General features: G+C 73.9%; 14 protein-coding genes and 2 rRNA genes. 3 read left to right on the top strand and 13 right to left on the bottom strand.

Features of this window, described 5'->3' with window-relative positions; translation table 11 throughout:
* Positions 1–62: 62 nt before the first annotated feature.
* Positions 63–1,706, top strand: coding sequence for a PucR family transcriptional regulator (locus tag ACZ64A_RS28455; RefSeq protein ID WP_469814341.1), 1,644 nt, complete (start codon positions 63–65; stop codon positions 1,704–1,706).
* A 47-nt stretch (positions 1,707–1,753) separates the two neighbouring features.
* Here the strand turns inward: ACZ64A_RS28455 and ACZ64A_RS28450 are convergent, their stop codons facing one another.
* The 5 genes from ACZ64A_RS28450 to ACZ64A_RS28430 form a co-directional block, all read right to left on the bottom strand.
* Positions 1,754–2,890 carry a glycosyltransferase family 4 protein gene (locus tag ACZ64A_RS28450; RefSeq protein WP_469814339.1) on the bottom strand — a complete coding sequence of 379 codons (1,137 nt, stop codon included), beginning with the start codon at positions 2,888–2,890 and terminating at the stop codon, positions 1,754–1,756.
* A 329-nt stretch (positions 2,891–3,219) separates the two neighbouring features.
* Positions 3,220–4,962, bottom strand: a complete 1,743-nt coding sequence (gene recN / locus ACZ64A_RS28445) for a DNA repair protein RecN (protein WP_469814337.1) — start codon at positions 4,960–4,962, stop codon at positions 3,220–3,222.
* A gap of 87 nt (positions 4,963–5,049) precedes the next feature.
* Positions 5,050–5,955, bottom strand: a complete 906-nt coding sequence (locus tag ACZ64A_RS28440; protein WP_469814335.1) for an NAD kinase — start codon at positions 5,953–5,955, stop codon at positions 5,050–5,052.
* The gene (locus tag ACZ64A_RS28435; RefSeq protein ID WP_469814334.1) at positions 5,952–6,767 is read right to left on the bottom strand and encodes a hemolysin; all 816 of its coding nucleotides are present in this window, start codon (positions 6,765–6,767) and stop codon (positions 5,952–5,954) included. The genes ACZ64A_RS28440 and ACZ64A_RS28435 overlap by 4 nt, the downstream gene beginning before the upstream one ends.
* A 7-nt stretch (positions 6,768–6,774) precedes the next feature.
* A complete protein-coding gene (locus ACZ64A_RS28430; RefSeq protein WP_469814333.1) occupies positions 6,775–7,080 on the bottom strand; it encodes a hypothetical protein in 306 nt (101 codons plus the stop codon).
* Positions 7,081–7,122: 42 nt separating this feature from the next.
* Here ACZ64A_RS28430 and ACZ64A_RS28425 point away from each other — a divergent pair, with 42 nt between their 5' ends.
* Positions 7,123–7,470 (top strand): sterol-binding protein, encoded by a 348-nt coding sequence (locus tag ACZ64A_RS28425; protein ID WP_469814331.1) that lies wholly within the window; start codon positions 7,123–7,125, stop codon positions 7,468–7,470.
* Positions 7,471–7,566: 96 nt separating this feature from the next.
* On the opposite strand, the gene ACZ64A_RS28420 is transcribed toward ACZ64A_RS28425, so the two are convergent.
* The 4 genes from ACZ64A_RS28420 to ACZ64A_RS28405 form a co-directional block, all read right to left on the bottom strand.
* Positions 7,567–8,424, bottom strand: a complete 858-nt coding sequence (locus tag ACZ64A_RS28420) for an ABC transporter ATP-binding protein (RefSeq protein WP_469814329.1) — start codon at positions 8,422–8,424, stop codon at positions 7,567–7,569.
* On the bottom strand, positions 8,421–9,500 hold the full coding sequence (locus tag ACZ64A_RS28415) for a FecCD family ABC transporter permease (RefSeq protein ID WP_469814328.1): 1,080 nt from the start codon (positions 9,498–9,500) through the stop codon (positions 8,421–8,423). The genes ACZ64A_RS28420 and ACZ64A_RS28415 overlap by 4 nt, the downstream gene beginning before the upstream one ends.
* Positions 9,497–10,540: a FecCD family ABC transporter permease gene (locus ACZ64A_RS28410; RefSeq protein ID WP_469814326.1), complete on the bottom strand. Its 1,044-nt coding sequence runs from the start codon at positions 10,538–10,540 to the stop codon at positions 9,497–9,499. The genes ACZ64A_RS28415 and ACZ64A_RS28410 overlap by 4 nt, the downstream gene beginning before the upstream one ends.
* Positions 10,541–10,614: 74 nt before the next feature.
* Positions 10,615–11,643, bottom strand: coding sequence for an HAD hydrolase-like protein (locus ACZ64A_RS28405; protein WP_469814324.1), 1,029 nt, complete (start codon positions 11,641–11,643; stop codon positions 10,615–10,617).
* Between the two features lie 75 nt (positions 11,644–11,718).
* On the opposite strand from ACZ64A_RS28405, the gene ACZ64A_RS28400 reads away from it, so the two are divergent.
* Positions 11,719–13,011, top strand: a complete 1,293-nt coding sequence (locus tag ACZ64A_RS28400; RefSeq protein WP_469814322.1) for a DUF1015 domain-containing protein — start codon at positions 11,719–11,721, stop codon at positions 13,009–13,011.
* 84 nt (positions 13,012–13,095) lie between these two features.
* Here the strand turns inward: ACZ64A_RS28400 and ACZ64A_RS28395 are convergent, their stop codons facing one another.
* From ACZ64A_RS28395 to ACZ64A_RS28380, 4 genes are all read right to left on the bottom strand, one after another.
* Positions 13,096–13,881, bottom strand: coding sequence for a tetratricopeptide repeat protein (locus ACZ64A_RS28395; protein WP_469814793.1), 786 nt, complete (start codon positions 13,879–13,881; stop codon positions 13,096–13,098).
* Positions 13,773–15,032 carry a hypothetical protein gene (locus ACZ64A_RS28390; RefSeq protein ID WP_469814791.1) on the bottom strand — a complete coding sequence of 420 codons (1,260 nt, stop codon included), beginning with the start codon at positions 15,030–15,032 and terminating at the stop codon, positions 13,773–13,775. The genes ACZ64A_RS28395 and ACZ64A_RS28390 overlap by 109 nt, the downstream gene beginning before the upstream one ends.
* 169 nt (positions 15,033–15,201) lie before the next feature.
* Positions 15,202–15,318 (bottom strand): 5S ribosomal RNA (gene rrf, locus ACZ64A_RS28385).
* A 104-nt stretch (positions 15,319–15,422) separates the two neighbouring features.
* Positions 15,423–15,496: ribosomal RNA gene (locus ACZ64A_RS28380) — 23S ribosomal RNA — on the bottom strand; the annotation flags it as partial.

Below are 15,496 nucleotides of genomic sequence, written 5' to 3'. Positions count from 1 at the left end.
TGATCGCCCCTGTGACCGCCCGGAGATGTCACCGCAACACGCACCCGGGTAGCGTCCGCTGCATGGACAGCCGCACCGACCACCGATTCGACACCCAGGGCACCGGGATCACCGTGCAGCGGGCACTGGAACTGCCCGGCCTGCGCAGCGGACTGCCCGAGGTGGTCGCGGGCGCCGACCGGCTGGGGCGCACCGTGCGCTGGGTGCACGCGGGCGAGGTGCCGAACATCGCCTCTCTGCTCAAGGGCGGCGAACTGCTGCTGACCACGGGATACGGCGTCGGCACCCGTCCGGCCGAGCAGCGGGCGTTCGTGCGGACCCTGGCCGAACGCGGCATCGCGGCGCTGGTGGTGGAGCTGGGCCCGCGCTTCGCCCGGCTGCCCGCGCCCCTGGTGGAGACGGCGCGGGCGGCGGGGCTGCCGCTGGTCCAACTGCACCGCGAGGTGCCGTTCGTGACGGTCACCGAGGAGATCCACACCGAGATCGTCAACGGCCACTACGCGCTGCTGCAGCGGGCGGAGGAGGTGCACCGGCGCTGCACGCAGGCCCTGCTGGGCGGCGGCGGAGTACCGCAGGTCCTCGGCATCCTGGCCGACTTCAGCGACAACCCCGTCTTCCTGGAGACGGCCGACGGCCGGCTGCTGTACGCCGCCGGGGCCGGGCCGGAGGGCACCGATCCGCTCCAGGTGTGGGAGGGGCTGCGCGGCCCGCACAAGGATGCGCCGCCGCCGTCGGGTTCGGTGCTGGTGGACGTCCCCGGCGGCGGTCCTGGGGCGGGCTCGGTGCGGGCGCGGCTGGTGCTGCTGCCGGTGCGCTCACCGCTGGCCCCCGTGCACCGGATCGCCGGTGAGCGGGCCGCGGGCATTCTCGCGGTGGTGCTGATGCAGGCCCGCCAGGAGGAGGAGCTGGCCGCGCGCGGGCGCGGTGACTTCCTCACCGACCTCGCCGAGGGCCGTATCACCGCCGACGACGCCCCGGCGCAAGCCCGCGTGCTGGGCTTCAAACCGGGTTCAGGGCCCCTGCTGCCGGTGGTGATGCGGCTCGGTGACGCCCTCTCCCCCGGCGGTGGCTGGGCGGTGCTGGCCCGTGCCGTCTCCGAGGAACTGGCGGCGGTGGGCGTGCCGGTGCTGATCGGCGTACGCCCCGTCGAGGGCCGGGTGCTGGTCCTGCTGGGCCTGCGCTCGGAGTCGGAGCGCGCGGCGGTCGCCGACCGGGTCGCGGCGGCGCTGCGGGCGGGTGTGGAGCGGGCCGGGATGCAGCGGCCGGGCGGACAGCCGCCGGTCGTGGTGGCCGGGGTCGCGGGCGGCTGGGCGGCCGCCTCGGCGGGCCTGCGGCACGCGGCGGAGACGGCGACGGCGGCCCAGGGCCTGACCGACCGCCCCTGGTACGACGCCCGCCGGCTGGACATCGACCTGCTGCTGTGGCGGCTGCGCGACCATCCGGACCTGGAGGCCTTCGTGGACCGCGCGATCGGCCCGCTGCGCGACCACGACCGCCGCTCGCGCCCCCCGCTGCTGCCGACCCTGGAGACCTACCTGGCGCACGCCGGCCGCAAGGCGGAGACGGCCCGCGAACTGCACCTGAACCGCCAGACGCTCTACAACCGGCTCGCCCGCATCGGCGAACTCCTCGGCACGGACCTCGACGACCCCCAGACGGTCCTGGCCCTGAGCCTGGCGCTACGGGCCCGCCGGCATGTGCCGTAGGTGCGACCGGAGCCGCGTGGCCCGGGCTGCGTCTCGCCGATCGCGCCCTACAGCCACGGCGAGGGCTTGGTCAACTCGTCGTAGACGCTGAGTACTTGGGCGACCGTCTCGTCCTCGGAAGGCCAGGTCGCCGCCTGCCGTGTGCCCCTGTCCCGCAGTTGCTCGCGGCGGCCGGGGTCGTCGAGCAGAGCGACGACGCGCGAGGCGAGCGCTCGGGTGTCGCCGTACGGCACCAGTTCCGCGGCGTCGCCGACGAGTTCGCGGATGCCGCCGACGTCGGTCGCGACGAGCGGCACGCGCGCGTGCAGCGCCTCCTGGGCGAGGACGGACCGCGACTCCCAGCGGCTGGGCAGCAGCGCGAGATCCGCCGCGGCGAGCAGCTCGCCGATGTCGTCGCGGCGCCCGAGCAGCCGGACCGGCAGCCCTTCGTCCTCGATACGGCGCTGCAGCTCCGCCCGCAGCGGCCCCTCCCCGGCGATCGCGACCAGCGGCAGCGGGTCCAGGGAGCGCCACGCGCGCGAGGCGTCCAGCAGGAGCTCGTATCCACGGTGGCGGTCCAGGGAACCGACGGCCATGAGCAACGGGCGTCCGGTGGCGCCCAGTTCGGCCCGTACCTTGGGCCGCCGCCGCTCCGCCTCCTCGTCCCGGGCGGCCGGGCGCGCTCCGGGCACGGAGACCGCGGCGAGCCGGGCGTCGCGGGCGCCGGTGCGGCGGGCGACGTCCACCAGGACGGAGCTGGTGCCGAGCACCACGGCGGCGGTCCTGGCCACCCGCCGCTCCAGCAGCCGCAGCATATGGGCGCGCGGCCCCTCGGCGTACGCCCGGTCGTGCCAGGTGACGACGAGCGGGGTCCGGCGCCCGCTGAGCGCGAGCACGGCCCGGAAGGAGGCGTGCAGCCCGTGCGCGTGCACCAGGTCGGCGTTGGCGCAGGCCGCCCGCAGCGCGGCGACGGACACCGGGTCGCTGCTGCGCGGCACGGCCACGTGGTCGGCACCGGCGCCGGTGAAGTCGTAGGCGTGATCGGCCTCGTAGGGGGCGCACACGGTGACCTTCACGCCCCGTGCGACGAGCCCCGCGGCCAGCGAGCGCACATGGGCGCTGCTGCCGGCGTTGCCTCCGCCGAGCACCTGCACGGTGCGCAGCGGCGGCCGGCCGTGCGGTGACGGGCTGCTCGCGGGGGTCACGTGGCCGGGCTCCTGGGTCGGCGTGGGACGGTCACGAAGAGAACGTACAGAAGGATCGCGCGAAGGGGGTGGACCACACCGTTTCCTCCGCCCATGAGCCAAGAATGCCAGCCCGCACGGCCGTTCCGGGAACCCCGGGGGCGCACACCCGCTCCGCGCGCCCTCCGGATGTCACTCACACGAGTGAATGGACCGCCCCGCCGGACCGCCCCACCGGACCGCTCCCCACAGATCTCCGCGAACCCGGCGGCGGGCCCTCCAGGGTGGCCGACTCCGTCACCCGCCACGAGGCGACCCGTCCCGCACCCACCGCCGGGCCGGGCCGCCTCTCAGGCGTCCGCGCGGGCCGTCTCCAGGAGTTCCTCCGCGTGGGCGCGGGCCGTCTCCGAGTCCTCCTGGCCGGCCAGCATCCTGGAGAGCTCGCGGATGCGGTCCTCGCCCTCCAGCACCTTCACGCCCGAGCGGGTCACCGAGCCGTCGTTGGTCTTCTCCACCAGCAGCTGCCGGTCGGCGAACGCGGCCACCTGCGGCAGGTGCGTGACGACGACGACCTGCGCCGACTTCGCGAGCCGCGCCAGGCGCCGCCCGATCTCCACGGCCGCCTTGCCGCCGACGCCCGCGTCGACCTCGTCGAAGAGGTACGTCGGCACCGGGTCCGTGCCCGCGAACACGACCTCGACGGCCAGCATCACCCGGGACAGCTCACCGCCGGAGGCGCCCTTGGCGATGGGACGCGGCGGCGCGCCCGGATGCGGGGCGAGCAGCAGCTCGACCTCGTCGACGCCGTGCGGGCCGTAGGCCACCGTGCGCCCATGCACCTCGACGCCCTCCGGGTCGTCGCTTCGCCGGATGTCGAAGGACACGCGCGCGTGCGGCATCGCCAGCGACGCCAGCTCCGCGGTCACGGCCGCCGCGAACCGCTCGGCGGCCTCCGTGCGCGCCTCGGTCAGCGCCTGCGCGAGGCCGCCCAGCTCGGCGCGCAGCCCGTCGCGTTCGGCGGTCAGTTCCCCGATCCGCTCGTCGTCGCCGTCGAGTTCGGTCAGCCGCTGGGCGCTGCGCTCGGCCCACGCCAGCACCGCGTTCACGTCCTCGCCGTACTTCCGCGTGAGCTGCGTGAGCGCGGCCCGCCGCTCCTCGACCGCCGCCAGCCGCAGCGGATCGGCGTCCAGGTCGTCGGCGTAACCCGCCAGCTCCCCGGCCACGTCCCCGAGCAGAATGCCGATCTCGCCGATCCGGTCGGCGAGCGCGGCCAGCGCCGGATCGTGCGACCGGACGGCCTCCAGGGCCCGCTGGGCGCCCGCGACCAGCGTGGTCGCGTCGATGCCCTCGGGGTCCTCCGGATTGCCCGCCAGCGCGGCGTGCGCGGCCGTCGCGGCCGACGACAGCGCCTCCGCGTGCCCGAGCCGCTCGGCCTCCTCGGCCAGCCCCGTGTCCTCACCGGCGTGCGGCTCGACCGCGGAGATCTCCTCCAGCCCGAAGCGCAGCAGGTCGGCCTCCTGGGCCCGCTCCCGCGCGCGCGTGGTGATCTCCTCCAGCTCGGCGGCCACGGCCCGCAGCCGCTTGTACGCCTCCCGGTACTTGGTCAGCGGCACGGCGACCGCGTCCCCGGCGTACCGGTCCAGCGCCTCACGCTGCCGGGACAGCTTCAGCAGCCCCTGCTGGTCGGTCTGCCCGTGCACGGCCACCAGGTCGTCGGCCAGCTCCGCGAGCAGCCCCACGGGTACCGACCGCCCGCCGACGTGCGCCCGCGACCGGCCCTCGGCGGACACCGTGCGGCTGATCAGCAGCGCCCCGTCGTCCAGCTCGGCCCCGGCCTCCTCGGCGCGCACCACGGCGGTGGCGTCGGCGGGTACGGTGATCCGGCCCTCGACGACCGCCTTCTCGGCCCCGAGCCGCACGAGCGCGGCGTCGGCGCGCCCGCCCAGCAACAGCCCGAGGCTGGTGACCACCATGGTCTTGCCCGCACCGGTCTCGCCGGTGACGGCGGTGAACCCGGGCGACAGCTCGACAACGGCGTCGTCGATGACACCGAGCGACCGTATCCGCATCTCTTCCAGCACGCACAAGACCATACGAGGTCCGGCAGGCCGAGTGCGACCGCCCCGCCTTTGTCACCCACCCGAGCGAGCCCCGGTCGTCCGGCCGACCCGAGCGGGGGCCTAGTGCGGCGCCCCGCGCCACCCTGAGACCGGCAGGGCGAACTTCGCGACGAGCCGGTCGGTGAAGTTCGCGTGGTGCAGCCGGGCCAGCCGCACCGGCACGGCCCCGCGCCGCACCTCGACCCGCGCCCCCGGCGGCAGCTCGACGGTCCGCCGCCCGTCGCACCACAGCACGCCCGGCGGGACGTGCGGCAGCACCTCGACGGCCAGCACCGAGTCCGGCGCGGTCACCAGCGGCTTCGCGAACAGCGCGTGCGCCGAGATCGGCACCATCAGCAGCGCCTCGACCTCCGGCCACACCACCGGCCCGCCCGCCGAGAACGCGTACGCCGTCGACCCGGTCGGCGTCGCGCACACGATCCCGTCGCAGCCGAACCCGGTCACCGGCCGCCCGTCGATCTCCAGCACGACCTCGAGCATCCGCTCCGCGGACACCTTCTGCACGGCCGCCTCGTTCAGCGCCCAGTCGGTGTGCACGATGTCGCCGTTGCGGTGCACGACGACGTCGACGGTCATCCGCTCCTCGACCTCGTACGACCGCGCCACCACCCGGTCGACGACCTTCTCCAGGTCGTCCCGCTCGGCCTCGGCGAGGAATCCGACCCGCCCCAGGTTGACGCCGAGCATCGGCACCCCGGACGCCCGCGCGAACTCCGCGCCGCGCAGCAGGGTGCCGTCACCGCCGAGGACGATGAGCAGCTCGCACCCGTCGAGGCACTGCGGGGTCGCCTCCTTGACCAGCCGCACCTCGTCCGGCAGCGGCAGATCGACCGCCTCCGCCTCCAGCACCCGCACCCCGATACCGGACCGCAGCAGGCCCTTCACCACGAGCTCGGCACTGCGCACGGCCGCCGGCCGTCCGGTGTGGGCGAGCAGGAAAACAGTACGAGCTCGGTTCTGCGTCAACGCGGCCCCTCCGCCACTGCACGGTCAACATCGGCCGCGTCCAGGGCGGGCGCCCCGGCACGCAGCCACAGAAAGTACTCGACGTTGCCGGACGGCCCGGGCAGCGGGGACGCGGTGACACCCTTCACCCCGAGCCCCAGCTCCCACGCCTTCTCGGCGACACCCCGCACGGCCTCCGCCCGCAGCTGCGGACTCCGCACGACACCCCCGCTGCCCAGTCGCTCCTTCCCCACCTCGAACTGCGGCTTGACCATCATCACCAGATCGGCGTCCGGCGTCACGCACCGCACCAGCGCGGGCAGCACCAGACCGAGCGGGATGAACGACAGATCCCCCACGACCAGATCCACGGGCTTGCCGTCGATCGCCTCCGGCGTCAACTCGCGTACGTTCGTACGGTCCTTGACGGTGACGCGTTCATCGCTCTGCAGTGTCCAGGCGAGCTGCCCGTACCCGACGTCCACCGCGACCACGTGCGCCGCCCCGGCCCGCAGCAGCACGTCCGTGAACCCGCCCGTGGACGCGCCGGCGTCCAGGGCCCGCCGGCCCTCGACGACCAGCCCCTGCGGCACGAAGGCCGCGAGCGCCCCGGCGAGCTTGTGCCCGCCCCGGGAGACGTAGTCGGGATCGCTGTCGTCGGCCGTGACCACGATCGCCGCCGCGGTCTCCACCTGGGTGGCGGCCTTGGTCGCGACGGTCTTGCCGACGGTGACCCGCCCCGCGGCGATCAGCTGGCTGGCGTGCTCACGCGAGCGCGCGAGCTTGCGGCGGACCAGCTCCGCGTCCAGACGGCGACGTGCGACTCCTGCCACGGTGCGTTCAGCTCCTGCTCTGGTACGACGACGGGGGCGCCGTCGGGTGGGACGACGGGGGCGCCGGAGGTCCCGGGCGGGCGTCGAGCGCGGTGAGCGCGTCGCGCAGCCCCCGGTGTACATCCTCGTACACCTCGAGGTGTCCGTCCGTGGCGAGGTGGTCGGCGTCGGCCAGCCGGTCCAGGGCGGCGTCGACGTCGGCGTTGCCGGTGGGCGTGCGGTCCGCGTTCAGCGGGGCCGGGGCGGCGGGGTCGTACGCCGGCTCGTCCGGGCCCTCCTCGTGCGCCTCGGCGTCGGGGACGGTGTCGTGCATGCCCAGACGCTACCTCGAAGCGCTGCGGTACCGTCGAGCGCGATGGCCACGATCGAGGAGTGCCGCAGCGCACTCGGCAGACTTTCGGACAACATGCAGAGCGCCGAGGGCGACGTCCGCGAGGCCGCGGCCCTGGACCGTTCGGTGAGCTGCCACATCACGGACCTGGACGTCACCTTCGTGGGGCGGCTGACCGGCGGCCGGATCCGGGTGGACGACACCCTTCAGGGGCCGCCGCCGGAGCGCGCCGAGATCCGGCTGGCGATGGCCGGCGACGACCTGGTCGCCCTGGTGGGCGGCGAGCTGACCTTCGCGCGCGCCTGGGGCTCGGGCCGGGTGAAGCTGGAGGCGAGCCTGCTGGACCTGTTCCGGCTCAGGAAACTGCTGTAGCGCTTCCGGCGCACGGGGCTGCTGTAGCGCTTCCGGCGCGCTCGAAGCTGCTGGAGCGCTTCCGGCGCGCGAGGCTGCTGTCGCGTTCCGCGGTCGTCAGGATGCCTCCGCGGCGGCCACCGTGGCCCGCGCCCGTGCCGCGCGCGCGGCCGGCACCACCAGCGGGGTCCCGGTCTCGGGGTCGTCGATGACCTGGCAGCGCAGCTGGAAGACCTCCTCGACCAGCTCCGCCGTGACGATGTCCTTCGGTGCGCCGTGCGCGATGACCTCGCCGCCCTTGAGGGCGATCAGGTGCGTGGCGTACCGGGCTGCGTGGTTCAGGTCGTGCAGGACGGCGACGAGGGTGCGGCCCTGCGTCTCGTGCAGTTCGGCGCACAGGTCGAGCACGTCGATCTGGTGCTGGATGTCGAGGTAGGTCGTCGGCTCGTCGAGCAGCAGCAGCGGGGTCTGCTGGGCGAGTGCCATCGCGATCCACACCCGCTGGCGCTGACCACCGGACAGCTCGTCGACGTACCGGTCGGCGAGGGCGGCGACCCCGGTCTGCGCCATGGACTCCTGTACGACCCGCTCGTCCTCGCTCGACCACTGGCGCAGCAGGCCCTGGTGGGGGTAGCGGCCGCGGCCGACGAGGTCGGCGACGGTGATGCCGTCGGGCGCGACCGACGACTGCGGCAGCAGGCCCAGGGTGCGGGCGACCTTCTTCGCGGGCATCGACTGGATGACCTGCCCGTCCAGCAGCACCCGTCCCTGGCTCGGCTTGAGCATCCGTGACAGGGCCCGCAGCAGCGTCGACTTGCCGCAGGCGTTCGGGCCGACGATCACCGTGAAGGAGCGGTCGGGGATCTGCACCGACAACTGCTCGGCGATGACGCGCTGGTCGTAGGCGAGGGTGACGTTCTCGGCGGACAGGCGGTTCACGATGCTCCTATCGGTGTTCTGATGCGTGCCGCTCATATCCGGCCCGCCCGGCGCTCGGTGACCAGCAGCCACAGCAGGTAGACACCGCCGAGTACGCCGGTGACCACACCGACGGGCAGCTGGTCGGCGCCGAACAGCCGCTGCGAGGCGAAGTCGGCGGCGACCAGCAGGGTGGCGCCCATGCACAGCGACGGCACGAGGTTGGGCCCCGGCGAGCGGGTCAGCCGGCGGGCGAGCTGGGGCGCGGTGAGGGCGACGAAGCCGACGGGACCGGCGGCGGCCGTGGCCGTGGCGGTGAGCAGGACGGCGGCCACCATCAGCAGCATCCGCACCCGCTCGACGCGCACCCCGAGGGCGCCGGCCATGTCGTCGCCCATCTCCATCATCCGCAGGCCCCGCGCGTGGGCGAGGACCAGCGGCACCAGCAGCGCGCACAGCCCGAGCAGCGGCCACACCTGTTCCCAGCCGCGGCCGTTGAGCGAACCGGTCATCCACACGATCGCGCGGGCCGCGTCGACCAGGTCGGCCTTGGTGATGAGGTAGCCGTTGACGGCCGTGGCCACGGCGGAGACGCCGATGCCCACGAGCACCAGCCGGTAACCGTGCACGCCCTGCTTCCAGGCGAGCAGATAGATGGCGAGGCCGGTCAGCAGGCCGCCGGCCAGCGCACCGAGGGTGACCTCGGCGGTGTTGCCGCCGACTAGGACGATCACCACGAGCGCCCCGGCCGTGGAGCCCTGCCCGAGGCCGAGGACGTCCGGACTGCCCAGCGGGTTGCGGGAGACGGCCTGGAACAGCGCACCGCCCAGCCCCAGCGCCGCCCCGACCAGCAGGCCGACCAGCACCCGCGGCAGCCGCAGTTCGCGGATGATGAACTCCTGGCCCGGGTTGCCGTCGCCGAGCAGCGTCCTGATCACGTCCCCGGCGGGGATCGGGAAGTCACCGGTGCCGATGAGCACGACGCTCGCGGCGAGCGCGGCCACCAGCAGCAGCACGACGACGATCAGGGCCCGCACATCGAGGCGCAACGACAGCCCGCCGGGCGTGCGCAGCGCACGCGGGCCGCGCTCCTTCCGCTCAGCCGTCCTCACCGTCTTGGCCTCCGAGTTCACAGCTGCGCCGTCCTTCGCCGTCGGACCAGGAAGATGAAGACCGGACCGCCCAGGACGGCGGTGACGACACCGACCTGGAGTTCCGAGGGCCGCACGGCGATCCTTCCGAGCACATCCGCGCCGAGCAGCAGCACGGGCGACAGGACGGTGGCGTACGGCAGGATCCAGCGCAGGTCGGGTCCGGTGAAGGAGCGCACGACGTGCGGCACCATCAGCCCGACGAACAGGATCGGCCCGCACGCGGCGGTGGCCGCCCCGCACAGCACGGTGGCGGCGAGCATGGCCAGCGCCCGGGTCCGGCTGAGGTGGGCGCCGAGCGCCTTGGCGGTGTCGTCGCCCATGGCCATCGCGTTCAGCGGGCGGGCGAGCGAGAGGGCCAGCAGGGTGCCGGCCGCGAAGAACGGCAGCACCTGCCGGACGGTCCCGTCGGTCGCGGAGCCCAGTGAACCGACGGTCCAGAAGCGCATCTTGCCGAGCGCCGCGTCGTCCGTGATCATCACGGCCTGGACGAACCCGTACAGCGCGGCGGTGATCGCGGTCCCGGCGAGCGCGAGCCGGACGGGCGTGGCGCCCCGGCTGCCGCCGAGGAACCACACCAGCGCGCCCACGACGGCGGCGCCGAGGAAGGCGAACCACACATAGCCGGTCAGGCTGGTGACGCCGAGATAGGTGATGGCCGTGACGACCGCGGCGGACGCGCCCGCGTTGATGCCGAGCAGCCCGGGGTCGGCGAGCGGGTTGCGGGTGAGCGCCTGGAGCACGGCCCCGGACAGGCCGAGCGCCGCCCCGGCGAGCAGCCCGAGCACGGTCCGCGCCAGCCGGTCGCCGACGACGACGTCGCCGTACGTCCCGGTGTCGTGGAACAGGCCGTGCCAGACCTGCCCCATGGACAGCTGTTTGGCGCCGACGGCGATGCTCGCCACGACGAGGAGCGCCAGGAGCGCCACGGCGAGGAGCAGCCCGGCGGCACGTACCGCCCGGCGGCTCGGGGGCGCGGGAGCGGTCGCCGCGCGCTGTTCGGGAGGACTGTCGACCAACACGAGGTTAGGTTAGCCTACCCTCGCTAGAGTCCACGATCCCGGGTCGTAGTGCCTGGCCGCGCGATCCGGCGCCCTCACAACCCCAGCCGCGCCAGCGGCTTCCCCGCGTCCAGCCCGCACGCCCCGTCCCCGGCCGCCGTCCAGGCCGCCGCGCACAGCGCCCGCAGCCCGTCCAGCGCCTCACCGTCTCCGCTCAGCACCAGCCGATCGTCCCCCGCACGGGCCGTCCACCCGCCGCACCGGAAGCCGTCACCCTCCTCGGTGATCTCCGGCTGCCCGGTGAGCATCCCGCGCAGATCCGCGTCCACATACGTCGGCCGGTGCTGCGGCGGCGCGGCGAGCAACTGCGCGCCGTCGGTGACGCCGGTCAGCACGAGCAGCGAGTCGACCTCACCGTTGAACGCCCCCTCGATGTCCGTGTCCAGCCGGTCCCCCACCACCAGCGGCCGCTTCGCACCCGTGCGCAGGATGGTCTCCTTGTGCATCGGCGGCAGCGGCTTGCCCGCGACCTGCGGCTCGGCACCGGTCGCGATCCGCACGACCTCCACCGCCGCGCCGTTGCCCGGGGCGATGCCGCGCCCGCTCGGGATCGTCAGATCCGTGTTGGACGCGAACCACGGCACTCCCCTCGCGACCGCGTAGGACGCCTCCGCGAACCGGCCCCACGGCAGGTCCGGCCCGCCGTACCCCTGCACCACCGCCACCGGGTCGTCGTCCGCCGACTCCACGGGCACCAGGCCGCGTTCGCGCAGCGCCACCCGCAGCCCCTCCCCGCCGATCACCAGCACCCGCGCACCGGCCGGCACCTGCTCGCTGATCAGCCGGGCCACCGCCTGCGCCGACGTGATGACGTCCGCCGCGCCCGTCGGTATGCCCAGCTCGGTCAGATGCTCCGCGACGACGTCCGGCGTGCGCAGCGCGTTGTTCGTGACGTACGCGAGATGCATCCCGCCCGCACGCGCCGTCTCCAGCGACTCCACGGCGTACGCGATCGCGTTCCCGCCCGCGTACACCACCCCGTCCAGATCGAGCAGCGCCGTGTCGTACGCCTCGCTCAGGGCCTGCCCACTGCCCTCGGGCCTCGTCCTGACGCTCCGGCTCATTGCACATCGCTCCTCGGTCGGCCTGCTCTTTCCCCCGATCATCGCGCATACCGGTGACACACGTACGATGCCGGGATGGACACAGCAGGTCACTCGGAAGCAACGGCGCGCCGGGGCCTCGAACTCACCCCGTTCAGAGGCCTGCGTTACGACCCGGACCGGGTCGGCAGCCTCGCCGCCGTCACCTCACCGCCGTACGACGTCGTGGTCCGCCCCGACGGCCTGCACCACCTCCAGTCGTCGGACCCGTACAACATCGTCCGCCTCATCCTCCCCCAGGCCGGAACACCGAGCGCCCGCAACGAGCAGGCCGCCGACACCCTGCGGCGCTGGCTCGACGAGGGCGTGCTCACCGCCGACCCCGAACCCGGTCTCTACGTCTACGAGCAGCGCGACGGCGACGGCATGCTCCAGCGCGGCCTGATCGGCGCCCTGCGCGTGACCGACCCGGCCGACGGCCTCGTCCTGCCGCACGAGGACGTCATGCCGCACGTGGTCGCCGACCGCGCCGCCCTGATGCGGGCGACGTCCGCGAACCTCGAACCGCTGCTGCTGACGTACCGCGGCAACGGCCCCACGGCCGCCACCACCCGGGCCGTGGAGAGCGCGGCGGAGCAGCCCCCGCTGCTGTCGACGACCACCGAGGACGGCTTCACCCACCGCCTGTGGGCCGTCACCGACCCCGCCGAGCTGGCCGCGATCCAGGTAGACCTGGCCCACCACCAGGCCCTGATCGCCGACGGCCACCACCGCTGGGCCACCTACCGCCGGCTGCGCGAGGAACACCCCTCCCCCGGCCCCTGGGACTACGGCCTGGTGCTGCTCGTCGACACCGCCCGCTACCCGCTGCGGGTGCGCGCCATCCACCGGCTCCTGCACGGCCTGCCGGTCGCGGACGCGGTCGCCGCCGTCGAGGACCACTTCCGCGTGCAGCGCCTTCAGGTGCCGCTGCCCGAGGCCCTGGAGGCCCTTGCCGACGCGGCCTGCGCGGGCAACGCCTTCCTGCTGGCCGGCGACGGCGCCTTCCACCTCCTCGACCGGCCCGACCCGGCGTTCCTGGCCCGCACGGTCCCCGCCGACCGCCCCGCGGCTTGGCGCACCCTGGACGCGACGGTCCTGCACGCCGCACTGCTCGAGCACGTCTGGCACATCCCCGAGGACTCCCCGGCCCACATCGCCTACATCCACGACACGGCCGCCACCGTCACCAAAGCGGAACGCGACGGCTCCACGGCGGTCCTGCTGCACCCGGTGCGCGAGGAGGTCGTCCGCGACCTCGCCCGCCAGGGCGTCACCATGCCCCGCAAGTCGACGTCCTTCGGCCCGAAACCGGCCTCCGGGCTGGTCCTGCGCGCCCTCGACCTCTGAGGTCCTCGGCCCGGAGAAGACGGCAGAACGACGAAAGGGCGGGCCCCGGATTCACCGGGGCCCGCCCTTTCGTCGTCACGCCTGTCAGTCGTCGTCGCCGTCGCTGTCCTCGTCGGCGGCGGCCTCGGCGTCGGAGTCCTTCGCCTCGGAGATCTCCGTGACCTCCGCGGCCGTCGTGTCCTCCGCGCCCTCGTCCAGGGCGTCGACGAACTCCACACCGTCCAGCTCGGCGAGGCGGTCGGACGCGTCGGTGCTGCCGTCGCGGTCCGCCTCCACGGCCTTGGCGAACCACTCGCGCGCCTCGTCCTTACGGCCGGCCGCCAGCAGCGCGTCGGCGTACGCGTACCGCAGCCGCGCGGTCCACGGCTGGACCGAGTTGGAGGCCAGCTCGGGGCTCTGCAGCGTCACGATGGCCGCGTCCAGCTGGTCCATGTCCCGCCGGGCACCGGCAGCGACGAGCCGCATCTCGACCTGGCCGGCCTTGTCGAGCTTGTGCACCTCAGGGGCGCCGGCCATGTCCAGCGCCTTCTCCGGCCGCCCGAGCCCACGCTCGCAGTCGGCCATCACGGGCCACAGGTCGACGTTGCCGGTCATACGCCGGGCAGCGCGGAACTCCCCGAGCGCCTCGGCGTACTTCTGGCTGGCGTACGCCGCGAAACCGGCGGCCTCCCGCACGGCGGCGACGCGCGACGCCAGACGCAGGGCGACCTTGGAGTAGCCGTAGGCACCCTCGGGGTCCTCGTCGATGAGCCGCGCGACCATCACCAGGTTCTTGGCGACGTCGTCCGCGAGCGTCTTCGGCAGGCTCTGCAGCTCCTGGCGTACGTCCTTGTCGATCTCCTCGCCGGTGACGTCCGGCGGGATCGGCAGCCGCTTGATCGGCTCGCGGTCGCGGTCACGGTCCCGGTCGTCACGGAAGCGTCCGCCGCCGCGCCGGTCGTCGCGCCCGAAGCCGCCGCGGTCGTCCCGACGGTCGTCACGGCCGCGGAAACCGCCCGGCCGGCCACCGCGGTCGTCGCGGCGGGGGCCGCGAGCACCACGGTCGTCCCGTCCACGGAAGCCACCGCGCTCTCCACCACGGTCGCCGAAGCGACGCTCGCCGGTGCGCTCACCGCCACGGTCCCCGAAGCGACGCTCCCCGGCACGGTCGTCCCGACGCTCGCCGAAGCGCCGCTCACCACCGCGGTCGTCACGACGGTCGTCGCGGCGGTCGTCACGCCTGTCGTCGCGACGGTCGTCACGGCGGAAGCCGCCACGGTCGTCGCGCCCGAAGCCGCCACGGTCGTCCCGACGGTCGTCGCGGCGGAAACCGCCACGGTCGCCGCGGTCGTCACGCCTGTCGTCACGGCGGAAGCCACCGCGGTCGCCACCGTCCCGGCGGCCGTAGCCGCCACGGTCGCGGTCGTCACGGGGGGCGTAGCTGCCACGGTCGCGGTCGTCACGAGGGGCGTAGCCGCCACGGTCGCGGTCGTCACGGCGGTCGTCACGCCTGTCGTCGCGGCGGAAACCAGGACGGTCGCCCCGGTCGTCACGCCGGCCGAAACCACCGCGGTTGTCGTCGCGGCGGAAACCGGGTCGGTCACCGCCACGCTCACCGCGATCGTCACGACGGAAGCCGGGACGGTCACCACGGTCGTCACGACGGAAGCCGGGACGGTCACCGCCACGCTCACCACGGTCGTCACGAAGGAAGCCGGGACGGTCACCGCCACGCTCACCGCGATCGTCGCGGCGGAACGCGGGTCGGTCCCCGCCACGCTCACCGCGATCGTCACGGCGGAACGGGGGACGCTCACCGCGGTCGTCACGTCGCGGACCGCGGTCCCGGTCGTCGCGCCGGCCGAAACCGCCACGGTTGTCGTCACGACGGAACCCACCGCGGTCCCCACGATCGCCGCGCTCACCACGGTCGTTGCGGTCGTCACCACGGCGGTCGTCGCGGCGGAAACCACCGCGGTCGCCTCCGTCACGGCGGCCGAAGCCGCCACGGTCACGGTCGTTGCCGCGGCGGAACCCACCACGGTCGCCCCGGTCCCCGCCCTCCCGGCGCCGCTGATCGCGCTCCGGACGGTCGTCGGGAGAGTTGGTGGACATGGGTGACTCCTGTCTTCGGTACTACAAGCATTGTAAAAACGAAAGGACCCCTGGTCCCAGCTGAACGCTGGTGACCAGGGGTCCTTCCCAAAGATTGTTCGGCGGCGTCCTACTCTCCCACAGGGTCCCCCCTGCAGTACCATCGGCGCTGTAAGGCTTAGCTTCCGGGTTCGAAATGTAACCGGGCGTTTCCCCTACGCTATGGCCACCGAAACCCTAATGGTTTCGAGCGAACAAGCACACTTTTTTGTTATGCGTTCTGCTCAAACCGGCAACTGTTCGTTGCCTCAGAACTTACACAGTGGACGCGAGCAACTGAGGACAAGCCCTCGGCCTATTAGTACCGGTCAACTCCACACGTTACCGTGCTTCCATATCCGGCCTATCAACC

It is taken from the genome of Streptomyces sp. NPDC104814 (genome assembly GCF_055583185.1).
This window is presented reverse-complemented; position numbering and strand designations above follow the sequence as displayed.

What these genes read in the sequence shown, in the direction of transcription:
- ACZ64A_RS28455 (WP_469814341.1), top strand. Translation starts at nt 63, where the DNA reads ATGGACAGCCGCACCGACCACCGATTCGACACCCAGGGCACCGGGATC.
- recN (WP_469814337.1), bottom strand. Translation starts at nt 4,962, where the DNA reads ATGGTCTTGTGCGTGCTGGAAGAGATGCGGATACGGTCGCTCGGTGTC.
- ACZ64A_RS28430 (WP_469814333.1), bottom strand. Translation starts at nt 7,080, where the DNA reads ATGCACGACACCGTCCCCGACGCCGAGGCGCACGAGGAGGGCCCGGAC.
- ACZ64A_RS28425 (WP_469814331.1), top strand. Translation starts at nt 7,123, where the DNA reads ATGGCCACGATCGAGGAGTGCCGCAGCGCACTCGGCAGACTTTCGGAC.
- ACZ64A_RS28420 (WP_469814329.1), bottom strand. Translation starts at nt 8,424, where the DNA reads ATGAGCGGCACGCATCAGAACACCGATAGGAGCATCGTGAACCGCCTG.
- ACZ64A_RS28405 (WP_469814324.1), bottom strand. Translation starts at nt 11,643, where the DNA reads ATGAGCCGGAGCGTCAGGACGAGGCCCGAGGGCAGTGGGCAGGCCCTG.
- ACZ64A_RS28400 (WP_469814322.1), top strand. Translation starts at nt 11,719, where the DNA reads ATGGACACAGCAGGTCACTCGGAAGCAACGGCGCGCCGGGGCCTCGAA.